Source organism: Hafnia alvei, assembly GCF_964063325.1.
GTDB lineage: Bacteria > Pseudomonadota > Gammaproteobacteria > Enterobacterales > Enterobacteriaceae > Hafnia > Hafnia alvei_B.
The window spans coordinates 3,414,423-3,437,382 of sequence record NZ_OZ061315.1 but is presented as its reverse complement, the minus strand read 5'-3'; the positions used below and the strand labels follow the sequence as shown (position 1 = coordinate 3,437,382).

The window sequence follows — 22,960 nt, the reverse complement described above, 5'->3', positions numbered from 1 at the left end:
CGCGGTACTTTTATCATTATGTTGTTGGGTGTGCGTCTGCCCATTTGTGGCAGACACATGCGTATTCCATTCTTTTGGATAAAAATTATTCGCTAAAATCTATTCACTAAAATCTATTCGTTAAAATCTAAAAGCACCTTGCAACAGGTTTTCTGATCTTGTTCGAACAGAACGAGCGCATCGGTAACGTGCTCAAGTGGAAAGCTATGGGTGATCAGCTTTTCTGGATGGATTTTCTTTTCCTTCATCCATTCAATAACCTGAGGAAAACGCGCGCTGTTGAGACGCGAGCTGAAGATTGAGATTTCCTTACTGGTAATGCTTTGCTGGTTGAGCACGCAAGGATCGGAAGAGAATCCCATAATGCCAATGCGTGCGGCGGGAGAGGCCAGCGCAATAGCCTGAGGCAATATTGAAGGGTGGCAGGCTGCGTCAACGATAAGCGTCGGGCGAATGCCTTCCTGCTTTAATACTTCCGCTAAATCGAGATGGGTATTGTCGATGATGCGATCGGCACCGTTCGTCTGTGCCATTTGCAAACGCTCAGAAATACGGTCGGCGACAATAATGGTAGATACGCCATACACGCCGCGTAACGCCTGAATCACGGTTAGGCCCATTGGCCCCGCACCGTATACCAAGGCCACATCGTTGGGCTGAGGTTTGAGCTGAGCACAAATATTAGCGGCAATGGTAAAGGGCTCAATCATGGTCGCTTCTGCTTCAGGAATGCTATCGGGGACGACATAAGCATTGCGCGCAGGCGCACAGGCATATTCACTGAACCCACCGTCGCGGTGTACGCCGATAACCTGCAACTCGGTGCAAACATTTGGCCGCCCAATAGAGCAAGGGTAGCAATGGCCGCAGCTGACAACGGGATCGATAACCACGCGTTCTCCTCGTCGGCTGGCGTCTACGCCTTCCCCCACGGCATCGATGATGCCGAAGAACTCATGACCAATAACGCGTGGATACTTGGCGAAAGGGTTATGCCCACGGAAAATATGCACGTCTGAGCCGCAGATCCCCGCGCGACGCACGCGAACTCTGACTTCACCCGTTGGTGGTTGTGGGATCGGGCGATCCTCAATCACCAGCTTCTCTGGTTGTTGAATAACGATGCTTTTCATTGGAAATTCCTCTCAGTTACCAATTCCACAACGTGCCATCTTCGAGGCGCGCAACGGGCAAATAGGCTGGTTCATACGGATATTTAGCCGCGAGTTTTTCATCGAATTCGATACCGAGCCCAGGTTTGTCACCCGGATGCATGTAGCCGTTATCGAAGGTCCAGCTGTGTGGGAACACTTCCAGCATTTGCTCGGAATAGCCCATGTATTCCTGAACGCCAAAATTAGGCACCCACAGATCAAAATGCAGCGCGGCAGCCATGCAAATCGGAGAGAGATCGGAAGGGCCGTGAGAGCCGGTACGTACTTGATATAACGCAGCGAAGTCGGCAATACGGCGCATACCGGTGATGCCGCCCGCGTGGGTAATGGTGGTGCGGATATAATCTATCAGCTGCTCTTCGATCAGCTGTTTGCAGTCCCAGATGCTGTTGAATACTTCACCCACGGCGATGGGGGTAACCGTGTGCTGGCGGATCAAACGGAAGCATTCCTGATTTTCCGCAGGCGTTGGATCTTCCATCCAGAACAGACGGTAGTCTTCAATGCTCTTGCCAAAACGCGCAGCTTCGATAGGCGTGAGGCGGTGATGCATGTCGTGCAGCACATGTTCGTCAAAGCCAAAGCGGTCGCGGACGGCGGCGAATAACTTCGGGGTAAAATCGAGATATTTTTCCGTTGACCATAGCTGCTCTTCTGGCCAATTGCCCTTGGTGGCAGGTTCATAGGCCAGACCTTTGCCTTTGGACATCCCATAGGTGGTTTTCATACCTGGTACGCCGCACTGCACGCGAATAGCTTTAAAGCCCAGCTCTTTGTGTTTGGCGTAATCTTCCAACACGTCATCCAGCGAGTGGCCGGTGGTGTGGCAGTAAACCATCACACCTTCGCGGGATGCGCCGCCGAGCAGTTGATACAACGGCATGTTGGCGGCTTTGGCTTTGATATCCCATAGCGCCATATCAACGGCAGAAATGGCTGACATCGTGACGGGGCCGCGACGCCAATAAGCGCCCTTATAGAAAAACTGCCAAATATCTTCGATCCTATGCGCGTCGCGTCCGATCAGCTGTGGGCAAACGTGATCTTGTAAATAGGAAGCCACCGGCAATTCACGCCCGTTAAGCGTTGCGTCTCCGATGCCGGTTAGCCCGTCGTCGGTGGTGATTTTCAGCGTGACAAAATTACGTCCTGGACAGGTAACAAATACTTCAGCTTTAACAATCTTCATCGTTGAATTTCCTTAGCGCGGATTTTTCTCTGCTTGGAATGTGACCTTAATGATGACGGAAACATAAACCTGACATAACTACCATACAAGTATAATGATCGAAATTTGCCCGATGAGATCACGGTTTTAGCTGAGGAAGAAAAATGAAAGGTGCGTAGAGAGTGCCCCTCCTAAATAGGGAAGGGCAGGGTGAAAATCAGAGAGAATTAGGGCTTTTTACGGCCTTATTAGCCAATCAGTGGGCAGTTTGGCGGCAGACGCAGGCTGATGGCATCGGGTTCGATTTCAATGCGAAAATGCTTGGCGCTCAAGGGCTCGCCGTCCAGATTGAGCGTCATTTCATGAGGTGAGGTAATTTCTAACCACGGCAACGAGGCCTCAATGACGTTTTTATTGCTTTCGCCTTTGAGCAGGCTTTCTAGCAGCGCGGGCAGCAGCTCATCAGAGGTTAAAACGCGCAGATCCAGTTTTCCATCATTGATTAAGGCTTCGGGGCACAACGGCTGCCCACCACCTGCTTGACGGCCATTGCCGATGGCAACCACCAGCGCATTGCCTTCCCAATGGAAATCAGGGCCGGAAATCTGGCAAAAATCAGCCTTGAGCGTATCCATTCGCAGAATCCCATGTAGGAAATAAGAGGCCCCACCGAGAATGGATTTTAATTTCTCAGGCGTTTCGGTAGTGATTTTGGTGCCGAATCCGCCGGTCGCCATATTGATAAAAACGCGTTTATCGTTGATGCGGGCAAAGTCGATCGCTACTGCGCGCCCTTGCAAAGCGAGTTGTAGCGCCGCCTGAGGTTCTTCAGGAATTAAACAGGCGGTAGCAAAATCATTGGCTGTGCCAAGCGGTAACACGGCTAATACAGGGCGGGAGGATTCACTGTGCTGGCTCAGCGCATCAGACACTTCGTTAATGGTGCCATCGCCGCCGCCGGCCACAATCGTTTCGACGCCGAGCTCTACGGCCTCCGCCACATAGCGTTTAGCGTCACCATGTTCCCACGTCACGCGTACATGCAGGGTATTTCCCGCGGTGCGCAACCCGTCAATCGCTTCACGTACGTCCTGATTGCCGGCGCCTTTGCCGTTCAAGATAACTAACGCGGAGTGTAATTGAGGCATGTGTTTTCTCCTGAAGGGGTAAAAATACTAATTCTTACATTGTTATAACATAGATATTCATCCTGTTTTACCTGTATGAATTGCATTCATCAATGAATATTAATGAAACCGCTCTCATCGGGAAATATAACGTAATAAATGACGCTGAAAGGTTTCAGTTGAAAGGAATAAATGAATTGATTAAATATAAAATTAACTTTAATTAAGTAAAATGATTAATTAAAAGCTTAATAAGCCATTTCCTGATTTCTAGGTTATTTAAAATTATCTAGATATCGGATGCGATAATCTGAAAAATAAATTAATTTACCAAAGTAACTATCATGTAACATATTGATTGTAAAAGGGTAGGTATTTTTCTGTGCGGAGGTGAGTAAATAAGGAATAGAAAGATTAACGAATTTAAATAGTTGACTTAGGGGATTATAAAACGTTGAGTAAAAAAGAAAACCAGCCCAAGGGAGATTGGGCTGGCAAGGAGGTGGTTCCTAGTATTGCTTTTTCGTTATATCTTTTTGCCACTCGATAATATCTATATACGATAAGTTTAAGTGTGATCTTAATCTTATATTCGGAATATTAAGTACAAAAAGAGATAAAAAAAAGCGCAGCTTATAAGAAATAAGCTACGCCTAGGCGTTTAGCGGGCCGAATTACGCTGGTGTATGCGGATTGCGCGTATCGGTGCCTGCCAAATTACGCATCAATAGCGCGAATTCAAGATCCAAATCTTCAGGAACAGGGATATAGACAATATGCCCGTCTCCCGGCGCGACTTGAGTTGGCTCGCCTTTCTTGTTTTGCATCGCTTCAAGCGTGAACTGCACGTTGCCTTTTGGCGTCATCATTTCAACGCTGTCGTCTAATGAGAACTTATTCTTCACCAAGACTTCGGCATAACCCTCGCGGCGTGCGCCTGTCAGTTCGCCAACAAACTGCTGGCGATCGGATACAGAATAGCCATAGTCGTAGTTCTGTTGATCTTCGTGCACGTGGCGACGCAGGAAACCTTCGGTATAGCCACGGTGCGCTAATGCTTCCAGCGTGGTGAGCAACGTTGGGTCGAACGGCTTACCCGCCACGGCGTCATCAATCGCGCGGCGGTATACCTGAGCGGTACGAGCGACGTAGTAGAAGGACTTAGTACGACCTTCAATTTTCAATGAATGAACGCCCATTTGGGTCAGTCGCTCAACGTGCTGAATCGCACGCAGGTCCTTGGAGTTCATGATGTAGGTGCCGTGCTCGTCTTCGAATGCGCTCATGTATTCGCCCGGGCGCATCGCTTCTTCTAACATAAAGACTTTATCGGTCGGTGCGCCGATACCCAGCGTTGGCTCAGCGGGGACTTCGGTAACAGGGATCGGTTCATGAACGTGAACGATATTGCCGACGGTATCTTCTTTGCCTTCCTGAACTTTATATTCCCAACGGCAGGCGTTGGTGCAGGTGCCCTGATTAGGGTCACGCTTGTTGATATAGCCGGAAAGCAGGCAGCGGCCAGAATAGGCCATGCACAGTGCGCCATGCACAAAGATTTCAAGCTCCATATCAGGAACCTGCTGGCGAATTTCTTCAATTTCTTCCAGAGAAAGCTCGCGCGACAGGATCACGCGGGTCAGCCCCATTTGCTTCCAGAATTTTACCGTCGCCCAGTTAACCGCGTTTGCCTGTACTGAAAGATGAATTGCCATCTCAGGGAAGGCTTCGCGCACCATGGAAATCAATCCCGGATCGGACATAATCAGCGCGTCCGGCCCCATTTCGATAACCGGTTTGAGGTCACGTAGGAAGGTTTTCAATTTGGCATTGTGCGGCGCGATATTCACCACCACGTAGAATTTTTTACCCAGCGCATGTGCTTCATTGATGCCGAGGGCGAGGTTCTCATGGTTGAATTCGTTGTTGCGAACACGCAGGCTGTAACGAGGTTGACCGGCATAAACAGCATCAGCGCCATAGGCGAACGCATAGCGCATGTTTTTCAGCGTACCGGCCGGAGAGAGTAATTCCGGAGTAAACATAGGTTTGTATTTCTCTTTAAAGGTCTGATCACAAGTCAGTCTGTACCTGTAGGTACAGTGAAGGCGGGCATTATAGAGGGTTCGGCGAGGGAGCACAATGAATGTGGGGGCATTGGGTTGCCCCCGAAAGATAATCACCCGTGCGTCAAATCTCTGATATCCGTCGTTGCGCCGTTTTTCACCACCGACTGAATCCCTTTTCGTGCGGCGCTCTCAGAGCTATACATTTCACTGGTGCCGATCACCTGATGATTCTTTGCTTTGAGAATGAAATAGGGCTGATCGCTGCTGCTGTTTTTGATCTCAAACTGCGCTTCATCGGGGGAGTTTGACTGTACCGATGCGATGCCGTTGTCAGCAGATGCCTTACTGGCATACATTTCGCTGGAAAGAATAATCTCTCCATTGCTGGCTTTTAGATTGAAGTGGAACTGTCCGTTCTTCGCTTTTTTGATTTCGTAATAGCCGATTGCCATGGGTATCTCCTAAATCTATCCCCGCCATACTTTAAGCTGCGTCAGCGTTAGCCGCGCTCGCAACGTGAATAATGACGGATAAGTTTTGCAGTGATTAACTGCGTCAATGAGAGTGAGATGGATGCCGTTTACGCTGAATAAATCAGGATAAGTATAGACAATGGCTGGATATTTGCAGGCATTTACCTGATTGGAGGAAGATAAGAAAGGGCGCTCCCGCGGCAGGCACGGGAGCGATGATGGCGGTTTTATAGCACTTTACACGGTGCCCCTTCCCAGCGATAACCGATGCCGTAAACCGAGCGAATAAACGGCTCGCCGTTTTCGAGCTGCTCCAATTTACGACGTAAGTTTTTAATGTGGCTATCGACGGTGCGGTCGGTGACGACGCGATAATCATCGTATAGATGATTGAGCAGTTGCTCGCGTGAAAGCACGGTGCCGGGCTGTGTCGCCAGCGTTTTCAATAGCCGAAATTCAGCCGGCGTTAAATCTAGCAGCTGATCTTTAAAACTGGCCTGATAGCGGTTTTCATCGATGATCAGAACCGGTTCGGCGTTCGCTTCATTTTGGCGTACGCAGCGACGTAAAATGGTTTTGACGCGCGCCACGACTTCACGCGGGCTGTAGGGCTTGCAGATATAGTCATCGGCGCCAATTTCCAGCCCCAGCAGGCGGTCTATTTCTTCAATTTTCGCCGTTACCATCACAATCGGCACATCAGAGAAGCGACGGATTTCGCGGCACAGCGTTAGACCATCGGTGCCGGGCAGCATTAAGTCCAGCAGAATTAAATCCGGTGGCGTTTGATGGACATAGGGCAATACCTGATTTCCATCTGCTAGCAAGTGGGGCTGATATCCGCCTGCGGTTAGATAGTCGATCAGCAGTTGTCCTAGCTTGGGTTCATCTTCGACGATCAACACGCGTTGTCCTGCGGGGTCAACGTCCATGATTCCAGCAATACTGTTCATACCCATTACCTTCCTCTTAGCTCTCTGTATCAAGCGGCAACTGCAGGCTAACGGTTAAGCCTCCCAGCGGTGAGTGCTCTGCGGTCATTTGTCCGCCGTGTGCTTCTACTATATTTTGGCAGATAGATAATCCTAAACCGGAGCCGCCGCTGGCGCGGTTGCGCGAGCCTTCTGCGCGATAAAAACGTTCAAATATTTTCTTGAGTTGGTCATCGGTCACGCCGGGGGCGCTGTCGTGCCAATAAAGCTGCAAATAGGTATCGCGGATTTGTCCTTGTACCTTGAGTTGCCCGTTGCCATCAGTATAACGCAGGCTATTTTCGAATAAATTATTGAACAGCTGTAGCAAGCGGTCAGGATCGCCAAACACACAGGCTTTTTCGGGCAGGTCGAGCGAAAGCACAATGTTTTTCATTGCGAAGCGATCGTGGAATGCGCTAGCGGCGATTTGTACTAGATGAATGACGTCAATGTGCTCTTTGCGGTAGGCGAGGGCGCCTGCGTCAGACATAGAGAGCTGATGCAGATCGTTGACCAGTTTGGTTAACGTGCTCACTTCGGCCTGCAACGAGGCCAACGAATCCTGCGTCATTTGACGAACGCCGTCTTGCATCGCTTCTAATTCACCCCGCAGCACCGCCAGCGGCGTGCGTAGCTCATGGGAAACGTCGGCCATGAGCGCGCGGCGAATATGCTCATTTTTTTCCAGCGTGATGGCAAGCTGGTTGAAGTCTTGTGCCAGCTTGCCCAATTCGTCACGTGATTCCACTTCAACGCGGGTAGAAAAATTACCGGCGGCGAGCCGATGCATGGCGTCGACTAAGCGTTTAACCGGGGCGAGCATACTGCGTGATAGCGCCCAGGTAACGCCCGCCGCCAGCAGCGTCGCCAGTGCCACAATCAGCCAGCTGGTGCGCCGTTGCTGCAAATCGAAGTTGATATCGGTATTCCGCGTCAACCGCTCCGGCGGTGTCGTGACCACCCATCCCACCGTGCTTCCTTGATACGTCACCGGTTGGCGTGTGCCTTCGGTGGGGATCTCGCCAGGCGGCCCAACCATTTTGCGATTTTTGCTATCAATCACCCAAAACGGCGTGCGCCAGCCGTGCGGAGGCAGCGTATCGTTGCCTTCGTTGCTTTGCTCAATGTTATGCATGATCTGAAAAATCACACGGTCGTTATGGCGAAGAAAGCGCCAGCTTCCGGCCTGCGCATAGCGCTCTTCCAGCTCAGAGGCCAGCAGCCGCACTCGCTGTTCATTGCCGTGTTTGATGTAGTCGATAAAGCCGCGCTCGAAGCTTAGACGCACGCCCCAGTGCATGGTGATCAACACCAGAATGCAGGTGGAGAAAATGGCAAGAAACAGCTTGCCTGTGATACCGAGCTTCATGGTTCCTCCTTGCGGCGGCGCACTGTGCGCTCAAGAGTGCTGTTTTCCAACGTGTCGTCCGGGACGCGTAAAAATACCAGCGCGGGTAGGGCAATAATCAGGGCAATGCAGACATAGGTGAATAAAAATGCCTGATGGATCTCTAGGCTATTAGCGATGATTTGATGATGTGAGAACATGCCGAGCAGGAGACCCGCTACGCTTACGCCCAAGCTCATAGAAAGCTGCATGATCATCGACAGTAAACTGTTGCCGCTGCTGGCGAGTTCATCGGGTAAATCTTTCAGCGTGAGCGTATTCATTGATGAAAAACGCATGGCGTTAATCATGCCTTGAAAGAACAGCACCAGCGGAATAGCCCAGAGGCTGATATACATTGCGGTAAACGGCAGCGCCAAACTCACCACCGCTAACGCCAACGTGGCTCCGACCAATACCCGACGATAGCCAAACTGATTCACCACCCGCACCACGATACGCTTCATGCCCATACTGCCGATAATCATCGGGATCATCATCAGCCCTGCGTGAAACGGCGAAAATCCCATACCGATTTGCAGGAAAATCGGCGTCATAAATGGCAGCATTCCGCTGCCGATCCGCCCGAGAAAACTGCCGCTCAGCCCGAGAGAGAACGTTTTGGTTTTGAGCAGTTCGAGGCTAAACAGCGGGGCATCGCTGCGTTTGGCGTGCCAATAGTAACTGGCTAGAGCAATACCGCCGGACAATATCAGGCCGTAAATCATGTTGGTCTCAAGCCCAAGCCCTTTATGACCATCGAGCGCCAGCGTCAGCGTTGCCATCCCAACGGCGAGCATGACAAATCCCCTGATATCAAAACGCCGCGTTTGCATACTGTAATTGGGCATCAGCCACAGCGTTGCTATGGCGCCGATAATACCCACGGGTAAGTTGATTAAAAATATCCAGTGCCAGCTGGCATATTGCACTAGAAATCCGCCTAGTGCAGGGCCAACCAGTGGGCCAATTTGGCCGGGGAGCGTAACGAAGGTCATCGCCGCCATATATTGGCTACGCGGCACTATTTTCATCACGGTTAAACGCCCAACCGGCACCATCATGGCGCCGCCAATACCTTGCAGCACGCGTGCCATCAGCAGTTGGTTTAGGGTTTCAGCCTGAGCACAAAACAGAGAGCCCAGCGTAAACAAAATAATTGCGCTGAAGAAAACACGTTTCACGCCCACGCGGTCGGCTAGCCAGCCGCTGGCGGGTAACATCACCGCCACGGTGAGTACATAGGCCACCACCACCGACTGCATGCGCAGCGGGCTTTCCCCAAGGCTTGCGGCCATTGCGGGCAACGCCGTGTTGACGATGGTGGTATCCAGCGTTTGCATGAAAAAGCCAAAAGCGACAATCCATAGCTGCCAGCGGACCGAGGCGGATTGTTCAGGCATGGATAAAGCTCCGGTAAGTTAAGTCATTATTTAGGTTCAGTGAGTTATTCCGAACGCTAACAGGCATTGTTGTTTTACTGTGTGAACCAGCAAGCGTCCGGACTAGGGGGCTCGCCGCCGCCCCCTAGTGACCCGGCTCGGCACCACCTACCAGCCTGCTGCGCAGGTTTCTTCGCTGCAAACTCTGGGCTTAATCGCACCATCGTAGAGTCGTTCCCGACTCCCTACGATTCTCGCGGCGTCCATGCCGCTCGTGCTTGCCCGCCGTTTTCCGCTCAGCTGTCCGGTAATGTGCCGCTGTACAAGGTCTATCTCGGCAGCGGTTTTAGCGTTTTTACTTTGCTAAAGCGGCTACGTAGTCGGTCAAAATAGAGATACACCACCGGCGTGGTGTAGAGCGTAAGCAACTGGCTCATCACCAAACCACCGGCAATAGTGATACCTAAAGGCTGACGCAGTTCTGCGCCGTCGCCGCTGCTAAACGCCAGAGGCAATGCGCCAAACAGCGCCGCCATGGTGGTCATCATGATCGGGCGGAAACGCAGCAGGCAGGCTTGGAAAATTGCATCGCGCGGGCTCATGCCGCCGTTGCGCTCGGCCTCTAGGGCAAAATCGACCATCATGATGGCGTTCTTCTTCACTATCCCTATCAGTAGCATGATGCCGATCAGCGCAATCAGGCTAAAAGGTGCGCCAAACATTTCTAACGCCAACAGCGCGCCCACACCTGCCGAAGGCAGCGTAGACAGAATGGTCAGCGGATGCACGTAGCTTTCATACAATATACCCAGCACGATATACACCGTTGCAATGGCGGCTAGAATCAAAATGATCTGCGAGTTTTGGGTGTCTTGGAAAACCTGCGCGGTACCCGCGAAGGTGCCACGTACCGTATTCGGCACGCCCAGCGCGGTCATTGTGCGTTCAATGGCGGCAGAAGCATCTGACAGCGCGCCCCCTTCCGGTAAGTTGAAGGAGATGGTCGATGCCGCAGTTAAGCCCTGATGATTGACCGATAACGGCGCATTGGCCGGTTGCCATTTTGCAAAATAGGAAAGTGGGATGGCTTTGCCGTCGCTGTTAATCACAAACATTTTGTCTAGCGAGCTTTCGTCCTGCGTATACTCCGGTGCCACTTCCATCACCACGTGATATTGATTGAGCGGCTGATAGATGGTTGAAATCTGTCGTTGACCGAAGGCGTTATTGAGCAAGGCGTTAGCATCAGCCACGTTAATGCCCAAACGCGCCATACTTTCACGGTCATAGGTCAGCGCCAGCTCCGAGCCTTTATCTTGCTGATCGGAGCTCACATCGGCCAGTTCAGGAAGCTTGGCAAAGGCTGCGCGAATTTTAGGCTCCCACTTACGCAGTTCGGCAAGATCGTCCGATAGCAACGTGTACTGGTAGCTGGCGTTGCCTTGACGACCGCCTACGCGAATATCTTGTACGGCCATCAGGAACAAATTCGCTCCCGGCTCTTTGGCCAGCTTGCCGCGCAGACGCGCAATCACGTGCTGAGCATCGTCTTTGCGTTCACCCAACGGTTTTAACGAGATAAACATCATGCCGCTGTTAACGTTCGAGCCGCCGGTGAATCCGGTTACGTTATCCACATCGGGATCGCTGCGCACAATTTTCATGAAGTCCTGTAGCTTGCCCCGCATCGCCTGAAACGAAATGCTTTGGTCGGCTTGAATAAAGCCCATCAGACGGCCCGTGTCCTGCTCAGGGAAGAAGGTTTTCGGAATAGATATATACAGCCAAATATTCAGGCCGATGGTGGCGATCAGGATCAGCAACACCCAGCGGGCATGATTTAATACCCAGCCCAGACTCTTGCCGTAGCCTTGCTGCATTTTCAGCAGCAGTTTACCAAAACCGCGGATCCGTTCTTGATGGCGTGACGGGCGCTTTTTAAGCAGATGCGCGCACATCATTGGCGTGAGCGTGAGTGAAATCACCAGCGATATGCCGATAGCCACCGAGAGCGTGACCGAAAATTCTCGGAACAAACGCCCCGGCAAGCCGCTCATCAACAGCAGCGGAATAAACACCGCCACTAGCGATAGGCTCATGGAGAGCACGGTGAAACCCACTTCACGCGCACCAATCAGCGCGGCTTTTTTCGGTTCCATGCCCGCTTCCACGTGGCGTGAAATATTCTCCAGCACCACAATGGCGTCATCGACCACAAATCCGGTCGCGATCGTCAGCGCCATCAGCGAAAGGTTATTCAGGCTAAAATCGCACAGGTACATGGCGGCGAAGGTGCCGATGAGCGAAACCGGTACGGCGACGGCGGGGATCAGCGTGGCTCGGCCAGAGCGCAAGAACAGGAATACCACCATGATCACCAAGCCGACGGCGATAGACAGCGAGCTCTCTACTTCGTCGAGCGAGGCGCGGATGGTCGGTGAGCGATCCTGAGCCACCTGCAAATCGATTGAGGCCGGGATCAACGCTTTGAACTCTGGGATCTCTGCGCGAATACGATCGACGGTTTCGATAATGTTGGCATCGGCGCTGCGGCGGATCATGATCAAAATGGCGGGTTTGGCGTCGGTCATACCCGCATTGCGCACGTCTTCCACCGAATCTTTAACGTTGGCAACGTCGCTGAGGCGTACCGCAGATCCGTTGTTGTAGTGAATGATTAAGGGCTGATAGTCCTGTGCGGTTTTGATTTCATCGTTGGTTTGCACCTGCCAACGCTGGTTTTGCGCGTCAACCGCTCCCTGAGGACGACGTACGTTAGCGTTGGCAATAGAGGTTCGCACGCTGTCGAGTGAAACGCCCTGATTGAACAGCGCTTCAGGATTGAGCTCGACGCGCACCGCGGGCAAGGAACTCCCGCCAACCGAAACGTCGCCCACGCCGTCTACCTGCGCGATTTTTTGCGCCAGCTGAGTGGAGGCGATGTCATAAAGCTTTGCTTGATCATAGGTGTCTGACGTCAGCGTCATGATCATGATCGGCGCATCAGACGGGTTAGCTTTGCGATAGCTTGGGCGGCTCGGCATACCCGACGGCAGCAGGCTCTGCGCCGCATTAATCGCGGCCTGCACGTCACGTGCGGCGCCGTTGATATCGCGGTTAAAATCAAACTGAATAATGATACGCGTGCTGCCGAGCGAGCTGGATGAGGTCATCTCGCTGATCCCGGCAATGCGCCCTAATGCGCGCTCCAACGGTGTCGCCACCGATGACGCCATGGTTTCAGGCGAGGCGCCCGGCAGAGAGGCGCTCACCATAATGACCGGATAATCTACCTGCGGCAGCGGTGCGACGGGCAATAATCTAAAGCCCAAAATTCCGCACAGCGTAATAGCCAGCGTCAGCAGCGTGGTGGCGACTGGCCGGTTGATGAACAGGGCGAAGAAGCCTTTTGACGGAGAGAACTTCACTGGACGTTCTCCTGCGGATCTTTAGCCGGATGCGTGTTGCGCGAAACCTTATCAAACAGCAGGTAAATCACCGGCGTGGTGAACAGCGTCAGAATTTGGCTCATGACCAAACCGCCGACCATGCAAATTCCCAGCGGCTGGCGCAGTTCGGCCCCAACGCCGGTGCTGAGCATCAGCGGTAGCGCACCCAGCAACGCCGCCAGCGTGGTCATCAGAATAGGGCGGAAACGCAGCAAACAGGCTTGATAAATGGCGTCATACGGCGCCATTCCTTGCTCACGCTCGGCGGCAAGGGCGAAGTCGATCATCATGATGGCGTTTTTCTTCACGATACCAATCAGCAAAATGATGCCGATAATGGCAATCACGTCGAGCTCGCTGCCCGCCATAATCAGCGCCAATAATGCGCCCACCCCGGCGGTCGGCAGCGTTGACAGAATGGTAACCGGATGAATAAAGCTTTCATACAGCACGCCCAGAACGATGTACATCGCGATAATCGCCGCCACGATAAGCCACAATGTGCTGCCCAGCGCCGATTCAAACGCGAGCGTTGCACCTTGGAAATTCGTAGTGATATCAACGGGCATATTAAGCTGCTGTTCGGTGCTGGTGATGGTTTTCATCGCCTGCTCAAGCGAGTAGCCGTCGGTAACGTTGAACGACACCGTGGTGGATGGGAACTGATCGAGATGGTTGATCGACAGCGGCCCAAAACGTTGCTCAATAGTAGCAATAGAGTTCAACGGCACATTTTTGCCGTCGCTGCTGGTGAGATACACATCGTTAAACGCGGCTAAACCATTGCTGTGATCCTGATTATGCTCCATCACCACGCGATACTGGTTGGCTTGGGTATAAATCGTGGAGATCAACCGTTGGCCGAAGGCGTTATACAGCGCGTTATCCACGTCGGCCATGGTAATGCCTAAGCGGCTGGCGGTATCGCGGTTAACGTTCACAAAGGCCACTAATCCCTGATCCTGCCAGTCACTGCTTACGTCTTTCAGCATCGGTGATTTTTGCAGTTCACCTACCAGTTTCGGTACCCACGTGCTCAGCTCGTCCAGCGACATGGCCTGTAAGGTGAACTGGTACTGCGTACGGCTGACCTGCGTATCAATGGTCAGATCCTGAACTGGCTGAAGATAAAGCTGAATACCGGGGATCTTGTCGGCCATTTTTTGCAGACGCGGGATGATCTGCTGAACGCGATCTTTACGCTCATCCAGCGGTTTCAGGTTGATCTGCAATCGTCCGCTATTTAGCGTGGCGTTGGTGCCATCCACGCCGATAAACGAGCTCAGGCTCGCGACGTCAGGATCTTTAAGAATTTCAGCCGCCAGCGTTTGCTGACGCTGCGCCATTTCGCTAAAGGAAACCGACTGCGGTGCCTGAACGGTGCCTTGTATCAGGCCGTTATCCTGAATAGGGAAGAAACCTTTAGGAATGAAAATATACAGCAGAACGGTCAGCACCAGCGTGCTCAGCGCCACGCTCAGCGTGAGCATCGGGTGATTCAATACGACTTTGAGCCATTCACCATATTTGGCAATGACGCGTTCGAAGAAACGCTCGCTGGCACGCGAGAAGCGGTTTTGTTTGCGCAGCGATTCATGGCTGAGCATACGCGCGCACATCATTGGCGTTAGGGTTAACGACACCACCGCCGAAATCAGGATCGCCACCGCCAAGGTGACCGCAAATTCGCGGAACAGGCGGCCAATAATATCGCCCATAAACAGCAGTGGGATCAGCACCGCAATCAGGGAGAAGGTTAGAGAAATAATGGTGAAACCAATTTCGCCCGCCCCTTTCAGCGCGGCATCCAGCGGTTTTTCCCCTTTTTCGATATAGCGCGAGATGTTTTCGATCACCACGATGGCGTCATCAACCACGAAGCCGGTGGCGATAGTTAGCGCCATCAAAGTGAGGTTGTTTATCGAAAAATCGAGGAAATACATGACGGCGAATGTACCCACCAGCGACAGCGGCACGGCCACGCTAGGAATGATTGTGGCGGGAACATTGCGTAAGAACAGGTAAATCACCATCACCACGAGGGCAATCGCTAATAGCAGCTCGGTCTGAACATCGCTGACCGAGGCGCGAATGGTTTCGGTGCGGTCAGTCAGCACCGTCATTTTTACTGATTTGGGCAGACTTTCTGTCAGCTGTGGCAGCAATGACTGGATGCTGTCGGCAGTGGTAATCACGTTCGCACCCGGCTGGCGCTGAACGTTTAAAATGATGGCCGGTTTGGTATTGGCCCACGCGGCCAGCTTGGTGTTTTCTGCCGCCTGTTCGATGGTTGCCACGTCGCTTAAGCGAACCGGAGCGCCGTTGGAATAGGCCACGATCAGATCGCGATAGTCCTCAGCCGACTTCATTTGGTCGTTGGCAGACAGCGTAACCGAGCGCGTTGGGCCGTCAAAGCTCCCTTTCGCCGAGTTAACGTTGGCGTTAACGATAGCGGTACGGATGGTTTCGCTGTCTAAACCATAGGCTGCAACCGCCGGTGCGTTTAACCGCACGCGCACCGCAGGGCGTTGACCGCCTGAAATCGTCACCAGACCCACGCCGCTAACCTGCGAGATTTTCTGCGAAATACGGGTTTCCACCATATCTTCAACCTGCGTCATCGCCACCGCATCGGAGGTGACGGCGATGGTCATGATCGGCGGATCGGCAGGGTTAACTTTGCTGTAAATCGGCGGATAGGGCAGGTCGGTCGGCAGCAGATTGGTGGCGGCGTTAATCGCGGCCTGAACCTCTTGCTCCGCGACGTCGAGCGGCAGCGTTAGCTGAAATTGTAAGGTAATCACCGACGCGCCGCCGGAGCTTTGCGACGACATCTGTTTTAAGCCCGACATTTGGCCGAACTGACGTTCCAGCGGTGCGGTAATGGCAGACGTGGTGACGTCTGGGCTGGCGCCCGGATAAAGCGTTACCACCTGAATCGTTGGGTAATCCACCTCTGGCAACGCGGAAACCGACAGTGAGCGATAACCGACGATCCCCGCCAGCAGAATAGCCACCATTAGCAGCGTGGTGGCGACCGGGCGCAGAATAAACAGGCGAGAAGGCCCACCGGCGGCGGGCGTTTCGTTTTTAGGCTCTTCAGAACCGACAGGCGTGTGTTGCATTATGACTTGTCCTGTTTACCAGCGTTCTGCTTATCCGTGTTTGGCTTAGCAGGAGCATCTTTGCCTGCTTGTGCCTGAGTTTGTGCGGCATTTTCGCTATGAGGCGCAATCACTTCGACGGTTGCACCTTCGGTTAACTGATCGATACCGTCAGTCACCACGCGCTCGCCCGCTGAGAGCCCACCGGTAATAACCACGTCAGAGGCATCACGGGTTCCCACGGATACGGCGTGCTTACTCACCTGATTTTTATCATTCACGACCCATACGAAGTTGCCTTCGTTCCCCATTTGAACTGCAGCGGCAGGAGCCACCACGGCGTCGCTTTGAGTGGATACTTTCAGACGCACGTTAACAAACTGATTGGGGAATAAGGTGTCGTCTTGGTTATCAAACCGCGCCTTAATTTTGATGGTGCCGGTGCTGGTGTCGATCTGGTTATCCATGCTCAGCAAGGTGCCCGTGGTCAGCAAGTGCTGATTGGAGCGATCCCACGCTTCCACCTCTAACTTGCCGTTTTCTTTTTGTGCCTGCTGAATGCTGGCGATATTCACTTCTGGCAGCGTGAAGACCACATCAATTGGATGCGTTTGGGTTAACACCACTAAACCGGTGGTATCACCGCTAGTGATATAGTTGCCTTCATCAACCAGCTTCAACCCCACGCGACCATCAATGGGGGCGGTGATACGGCTATAGGTCAACTGAAGCTTGGCGCTGTCAACGGCACCCTGATCGGCCACGATGCTGCCCTGCGTTTGAGTCACCAGAGAGGCCTGCGTATCCAGCTCTTGCTGAGAAACCATGTTGGTTTTGCTGAGCTGCTGATAACGCGCTAGGTCACGGCGCGCATTGGCTAAAATAGCCTGATCTTTGGCCAGTTGCCCTTGAGCTTGAGCCAGCTGAACCTGGAAAGGGCGTGGGTCGATCTCTGCCAATAAATCACCGGCCTTGACCTGCTGGCCTTCGGTGAAGTGGATTTTCATCAGTTGGCCATCGACGCGGCTACGTACGGTGACCGTATTGGCAGCCGTTACTGTCCCTAAACCGGTGAGATAGTAAGGCACGTTAGATATGCGTGTTTCTGCCGCCTGAACCGGAGCCAATATGCCGCTGCCGCCACGACGACCGCCGGCTTTGCCACCTGCTTTCCCTTTCTGTGCCTGTTCTGCGCCAGCTGTGGGCGCTTCAGTGCCGCTGCTGGTATAACGCCAAACAATGACGCCAGCCACAACAAGAACGGCGATAGCCCACCAAAGGCGTTTACGGGAGGTCGGTTTATTGAAAGCACTCATTGCAGACTGAATTCTCCAGAGAAATATCCCCGCCGCAGCGGGAATATAAAAATTGGACTTAGTGGTCCAATCACAAACAAATTAGTGACTCGTGTCAGTTTACTATTCTAGGCCGTTAGCTTTATCTAAAAATGAAGGAAATATGGAAGATAAGTCAGATAGGGTAAGACCTTTCTGGATTTAGCCTAAATTGTCTATCACCTATACGAATAATTAGTGCTAATAGTATTCGTTATCAGCGTTGTTTTCTCAAATCTCAGCACAGGAGCCAATAATGAATTTACGTGAGCTAGGACGTTCTGGTATTCGAGTTCCGACCATTACCTTTGGCGGGAACGTATTTGGTTGGACCGTGGATCAGGCAACCTCGTTTAGCCTGCTAGACGCATTGCTAGAGCATCAATTGAATTTCATTGATACCGCCGACGTTTACTCTGCGTGGGTGCCAGGAAATTTTGGCGGTGAGTCTGAAACTATTATCGGTAACTGGCTGCAAAAAAGCGGCAAGCGTGACCAAATTATTCTGGCCACTAAGGTGGGTAAACCGATGGGGCCACAGTTGAAAGGGCTGTCGGCTCGTTATATCCGCGAGGCGGTTGAGGCGTCTTTACGTCGCTTGAAAACCGACTATATCGATCTGTATCAGGCGCATGATGACGACCAAAACACGCCGCTGGCGGAAACGATGAATGCCTTTGATGCGTTGATTAAAGAGGGCAAGGTGCGCGCGATAGGGGCGTCGAACTACAGCGCGGAGCGCTTGGCTAAAGCGTTGGATGTAAGCGCTCAGTTAGGCTTGGCGCGTTATGAAACCATTCAACCCGAATACAATTTATACGACCGCCATGATTTCGAAGTTGAGCTGGCACCGCTGGTACAAAAAGAAGGTCTGGGCGTGATTAACTACTACGCCTTGGCCAGCGGGTTCCTCTCGGGGAAATACCGCAGCGCTGAAGATGCTCACAAAAGCGCTCGAGGTAACGGAATTGTGGAGAAATACCTCAATAGCCGTGGGCTGGGGATCCTTGATGCGCTGGAGCAGGTAGCCCATGAGGTCAATGCCTCACCGGTGGCCGTGGCGTTAGCGTGGCAAATTGCACAGCCGGGAATAACCTCGCCGATTGCGAGCGCAACATCGTTAAAACAGCTAAACGAGCTCGCGGTGGCCGCTAATCTTCGCTTGAGCGCGGAACAGGTTAGGGTGATTACCGATGCCAGCGCTTACTAAACAAACGTTCAGTTAATGAGCGCTTGAAGCCATATCCGGCGCGGTTCTCTCACAGTGTGAACTAAGTCAGTGACAGCACTGTTTTTTTCATACAAGATGCAGTAACCCCTTCTCAATACAGGTGCCATAGTATGTTGAATGTAAATGAGTATTTTGCTGGTAAAGTGAAGTCGATTGGTTTTGACAGTGGCAGCATTGGGCGTCAGAGCATTGGCGTAATGGACGCAGGGGAATACACCTTCTCAACCGATAAGCCGGAAGAGATGACGGTGATTACAGGTGCATTGCGTGTGTTAATTCCGGGTGCGCCTGATTGGCAGGTGTTCTCATCAGGCGAGACGTTCTTTGTTCCGGGGCATAGCGAGTTTAACTTGCAGGTTGCGGAACCGACTTCGTATCTGTGTAAATACCTGAGCTAAGATTTCTTAGTCTCAAACAAACGGGCTGGAGTTTAACTTCAGCCCGTTTTTGTTAGCTCTACTTATTTCTCTGATTCGCCGCCGAGCGCTTCAATAATATTTTTGATTAACGCAGCCAGTTCGCTGGTCATCAAAATGAAATCGGCATCGAAACGCTGCGCATAATCGTCGCGGTCGATGTCTTCGTTCTGATCGCGAATCGTTTCAGAGAACTTCAAACGCTTCAGTGAACCATCGTCTGACAGCACTAACTGAATGCGCTCCTGCCAGTCCAACGCCAGCTTGGTGACCAGTTTGCCCGCTTCAATGTGAACGGCAATCTCGTCAGAAACCAGATCCTGTTTTTTGCAGCGGATCACGCCACCTTCTTCCAGAATCGCTTTCAGTTCGGCTTCGTCTTGCAGGGCAAAGCCTGCAGGGACTTCGCCGGAGCGCACCCATTCGGTCATCGTCAGCTCAATAGGGCTTTCCATGGTTAATGGCACAACCGGCAGCGAGCCAATGCTTTTACGCAACAGCGCTAAGGTGTCTTCTGCTTTTTTCGGACTGGCGGCATCGACCATGATCAGGCCATTCGCCATATCAATCCACAGCCAAGTCTGGCTGAAACGGCTGAATGCGCGCGGCAGTAACGTGTGCAGCACTTCGTCTTTTAACGAGTCTTTTTCGGTTTTCTTAAGCTTGCGGCCTTGCTCGCCTTCCAGCTTTTCAATCTTTGCCTGCAGCGCCTGCTTTAAGACCGGCGATGGTAAGATTTTTTCTTCTTTACGTGCGCACAGCAGGATTTGGTCGTTGACGTAGTGAGTCAGCGCATCGCTGTGGGAACCCATCGGAGAGACCCAGCCCGTTTTCGCCATATCCTGACTACCGCACGGCGTAAAGGCCATCGAGCCCAGCATTTTTTCAACTTCATCTGGCACCAGATGAACATCGCGGCTCAGACGGTAAACCAATAAATTCTTAAACCATAGCATTAGCGTTGTCCCTGATCGTGACGCATCGCGCGCCATGTTTTATACCCTTCATACTTGAAGCTGCATCTATGTTGGCTGCGCTCTCTTGCCGCCTTGATACAACTCCCATTATTTTGGGTATGGCAATGTGTTAAACAGGCCGCATGATAACGAATAAAGAGGGTCGGCTGTAGTATTAATTGCCCGAGAAATTCTGCAAACTAGTTCGACTCAGTATTCGTCTGCTTAGGGGGCTATGTGCGTATTGGTATAGATTTGGGCGGCACCAAAATTGAAGTTATTGCCTTGGGAAATAACGGTCAGGCGCTGTTTCGGCATCGTATTGCCACCCCTCGTGATGACTATGCAAAAACCGTTGAGGCGATAGCGGGGCTGGTGGAGTTAGCCGAAAAGCAAACCGGTCAGCGGGGGAGCGTGGGTGTGGGGATCCCTGGCACATTGTCGCCCTTTACCGGTCTAGTGAAAAATGCGAATTCCACCTGGCTGAATGGCCAACCATTAGACAAAGATCTGGCTAAGCGCCTGTCGCGCGACGTTCGTTTGGCCAATGACGCCAACTGTCTTGCGGTGTCTGAAGCAACCGACGGAGCAGCTGCTGGGGCGCATCTGGTGTTTGCGGTGATTATCGGTACCGGCTGTGGCTCAGGCATTGCTATCGACGGGCGGGTACACGCGGGTGGAAACGGCATTGCGGGCGAGTGGGGACATAATCCTTTGCCTTGGCTTAATGACGACGAGTGGCAGTATCAGAAAGAGGTTCCTTGCTACTGTGGGAAATCAGGTTGTATTGAAACCTTTATTTCGGGTACCGGTTTCGAAACAGACTACCAGCGCTTAGGTGGTCAGCCGCTAGCGGGCGCTGAAATCATGGCGTTATCCCGCCAAGGTGATGCGTTGGCTGAGCGTGCGATCACCCACTATGAACAGCGACTGGCAAAATCGTTAGCCCACGTGATTAACATCATCGATCCTGACGTGGTGGTGCTTGGCGGTGGGATGAGTAATGTGGACCGGTTATATACAACGGTGCCGCCGTTGATCTCAACGTGGGTATTCGGGCGGGAATGTGAAACGCCGGTACGTAAAGCCAAACACGGTGACTCCAGCGGCGTGCGCGGTGCTGCGTGGCTGTGGCCGCTTTGACATCAATCCCGACTTTCTCTTGAGGAAAAAGTCGGGAAGATTTATTTCTGGTGCGAAAAACTTACTTCGGCGCTACCGCGTTACGGCTAGGCACCGTGACGGTTCGATTGTGATTCAAACGTTGGATTGCAGGTAGCGCCAGCGCGGCGATTAAGCCACAGGCCGCCGCGGCCGAAAGCCACATTCCCGGCATCGCTTTGTCACCGGTGGCGTGGATCAGATAGCTGGATATGGCTGGTGTAAATCCGCCGAAAATCGCGGTAGCCAAGCTATAAGCCATGGAGAAGCCTGATGCGCGCACTTCTGCGGGCATGATTTCGGTGAGGCATACCACCATCGCGCCGTTGTAGCTGGCATACATAAACGACAGCCACAGTTCAACTTCAATCAAATGCGCAAAGCTTGGATGTGCTACCAGCCAGTTCAACGATGGATAGGACGTTAGCAGCATCAACGCGCTAAACAGCAACAGCAATGGCCGCCGTCCTACTTTGTCTGACAGCGCGCCCATCACCGGCAGCCAGAACAGGTTTGAAATTCCCACCAACAGCGTGACTAAAAAGCTTTGCTGAGCGGTAAACTGCAACACCGTTTTGCCATAGGTTGGTGTGAAGGCCGTGATGAGGTAGAACGACACCGTGGTGGTCACCACCATAAACATGCCAACCAAAACCAATTGCCAGTTACTCGCCACTGAACGGGTAATTTCGCTCATGCTTGGGCGATGTTTGCGTTGGTTAAATGCCTCTGTTTCTTCAAGCATCCGGCGGATATAAAACAAGAAAGGCACAATCAGGCAACCCACGATAAACGGAATGCGCCAGCCCCACTCGGTCATCACGCTCTTCCCAAGGTACTGATTTAATCCCACGCCCAGCAATGCTGCAAAAATAACGGCAATTTGTTGGCTGCCGGATTGCCAGCTAACGTAGAACCCTTTGCGATCTTTCGGGGCAATCTCAGACAGGTAGACCGACACACCGCCCAGTTCCACACCGGCGGAAAACCCCTGAAGCAGGCGGCCCGCCAGAATCAGCAGGGGCGCAGCCATGCCGATACTGTGGTACGACGGCGTACAGGCGATGGTCAATGTTCCCAGCGCCATCAGGCCTAAGGTAATCAATAAACCCCGGCGGCGGCCGTGATGGTCAATATAGGCACCCAGCACAATCGCACCCAGAGGTCGCATTAAGAAGCCCGCGCCGAAGGTCATCAGCGTTAGCATTAACGAGGCAAAGGGGCTTTGAGTGGGGAAAAAGGTTTCGGCTATCGCGCTGGCGTAATAGCCAAACACCATAAAATCATACATCTCGAGAAAGTTACCGCTCGTTACGCGGAATACGGTTCGGGCGTTAGCCTGAGAGGGCTTTGAGGCAGATGAAGTCATGTGTTACTTCCTGTGTTTTTGTTTGCATTTTTTTTACAAGTTAATCACCGCCGAAAGTGTGATGTTGGTAGGTGTTTCTTTTTTGTGCATAAAAACCAATGTAACGATCTGTAAAATAGAGCGCTTGTTTTTTCATAAAATCCCGTAACGCGGCGCGAATCACAGAAGTGAAAATCAGCTGTTGG

General features: G+C 52.3%; 16 protein-coding genes. 3 read left to right on the top strand and 13 right to left on the bottom strand.

Annotated features, from left to right (window positions below):
* Positions 1-113: 113 nt before the first annotated feature.
* The 11 genes from AB3Y96_RS16300 to AB3Y96_RS16250 all read right to left on the bottom strand — a co-directional run bounded on the left by AB3Y96_RS16300 (position 114) and on the right by AB3Y96_RS16250 (position 17,624).
* Positions 114-1,133, bottom strand: a complete 1,020-nt coding sequence (locus AB3Y96_RS16300) for a Zn-dependent oxidoreductase (protein WP_367299704.1) — start codon at positions 1,131-1,133, stop codon at positions 114-116.
* Positions 1,134-1,149: 16 nt separating this feature from the next.
* Positions 1,150-2,364: a starvation-sensing protein RspA gene (gene rspA / locus AB3Y96_RS16295; protein WP_367299703.1), complete on the bottom strand. Its 1,215-nt coding sequence runs from the start codon at positions 2,362-2,364 to the stop codon at positions 1,150-1,152.
* A gap of 227 nt (positions 2,365-2,591) precedes the next feature.
* A complete protein-coding gene (gene yegS / locus AB3Y96_RS16290) occupies positions 2,592-3,491 on the bottom strand; it encodes a lipid kinase YegS (protein ID WP_367299702.1) in 900 nt (299 codons plus the stop codon).
* Between the two features lie 653 nt (positions 3,492-4,144).
* Complete coding sequence (yegQ, locus tag AB3Y96_RS16285; RefSeq protein WP_367299701.1) at positions 4,145-5,515, bottom strand: tRNA 5-hydroxyuridine modification protein YegQ; 1,371 nt, start codon at positions 5,513-5,515, stop codon at positions 4,145-4,147.
* Between the two features lie 134 nt (positions 5,516-5,649).
* On the bottom strand, positions 5,650-5,991 hold the full coding sequence (locus tag AB3Y96_RS16280) for a YegP family protein (protein ID WP_072308633.1): 342 nt from the start codon (positions 5,989-5,991) through the stop codon (positions 5,650-5,652).
* A gap of 248 nt (positions 5,992-6,239) precedes the next feature.
* Positions 6,240-6,944: a two-component system response regulator BaeR gene (gene baeR / locus AB3Y96_RS16275; RefSeq protein WP_038502970.1), complete on the bottom strand. Its 705-nt coding sequence runs from the start codon at positions 6,942-6,944 to the stop codon at positions 6,240-6,242.
* Positions 6,945-6,981: 37 nt separating this feature from the next.
* The gene (gene baeS, locus AB3Y96_RS16270; protein WP_072308634.1) at positions 6,982-8,355 is read right to left on the bottom strand and encodes a two-component system sensor histidine kinase BaeS; all 1,374 of its coding nucleotides are present in this window, start codon (positions 8,353-8,355) and stop codon (positions 6,982-6,984) included.
* A complete protein-coding gene (locus AB3Y96_RS16265) occupies positions 8,352-9,776 on the bottom strand; it encodes an MFS transporter (protein ID WP_367299700.1) in 1,425 nt (474 codons plus the stop codon). The genes baeS and AB3Y96_RS16265 overlap by 4 nt, the downstream gene beginning before the upstream one ends.
* 308 nt (positions 9,777-10,084) lie before the next feature.
* Positions 10,085-13,183, bottom strand: a complete 3,099-nt coding sequence (gene mdtC, locus AB3Y96_RS16260; protein WP_072308636.1) for a multidrug efflux RND transporter permease subunit MdtC — start codon at positions 13,181-13,183, stop codon at positions 10,085-10,087.
* The gene (locus tag AB3Y96_RS16255) at positions 13,180-16,329 is read right to left on the bottom strand and encodes an MdtB/MuxB family multidrug efflux RND transporter permease subunit (RefSeq protein ID WP_072308637.1); all 3,150 of its coding nucleotides are present in this window, start codon (positions 16,327-16,329) and stop codon (positions 13,180-13,182) included. Before AB3Y96_RS16255 ends, mdtC begins: the two co-directional genes overlap by 4 nt.
* On the bottom strand, positions 16,329-17,624 hold the full coding sequence (locus AB3Y96_RS16250; protein WP_367299699.1) for an MdtA/MuxA family multidrug efflux RND transporter periplasmic adaptor subunit: 1,296 nt from the start codon (positions 17,622-17,624) through the stop codon (positions 16,329-16,331). Before AB3Y96_RS16250 ends, AB3Y96_RS16255 begins: the two co-directional genes overlap by 1 nt.
* 274 nt (positions 17,625-17,898) lie before the next feature.
* Between AB3Y96_RS16250 and AB3Y96_RS16245 the strand changes: the two genes are divergently transcribed.
* Positions 17,899-18,852, top strand: coding sequence for an aldo/keto reductase (locus tag AB3Y96_RS16245; RefSeq protein WP_367299698.1), 954 nt, complete (start codon positions 17,899-17,901; stop codon positions 18,850-18,852).
* Positions 18,853-18,983: 131 nt separating this feature from the next.
* Positions 18,984-19,271: a pyrimidine/purine nucleoside phosphorylase gene (gene ppnP / locus AB3Y96_RS16240; RefSeq protein WP_004091927.1), complete on the top strand. Its 288-nt coding sequence runs from the start codon at positions 18,984-18,986 to the stop codon at positions 19,269-19,271.
* Between the two features lie 62 nt (positions 19,272-19,333).
* Here ppnP and rdgC read toward each other — a convergent pair whose 3' ends face one another.
* Positions 19,334-20,245: a recombination-associated protein RdgC gene (gene rdgC, locus AB3Y96_RS16235; RefSeq protein WP_025799807.1), complete on the bottom strand. Its 912-nt coding sequence runs from the start codon at positions 20,243-20,245 to the stop codon at positions 19,334-19,336.
* Positions 20,246-20,482: 237 nt separating this feature from the next.
* Between rdgC and mak the strand changes: the two genes are divergently transcribed.
* Positions 20,483-21,388, top strand: coding sequence for a fructokinase (gene mak, locus AB3Y96_RS16230; RefSeq protein ID WP_072308640.1), 906 nt, complete (start codon positions 20,483-20,485; stop codon positions 21,386-21,388).
* Between the two features lie 61 nt (positions 21,389-21,449).
* On the opposite strand, the gene AB3Y96_RS16225 is transcribed toward mak, so the two are convergent.
* Positions 21,450-22,775: an MFS transporter gene (locus tag AB3Y96_RS16225; protein WP_367299697.1), complete on the bottom strand. Its 1,326-nt coding sequence runs from the start codon at positions 22,773-22,775 to the stop codon at positions 21,450-21,452.
* Positions 22,776-22,960 lie beyond the last annotated feature (185 nt).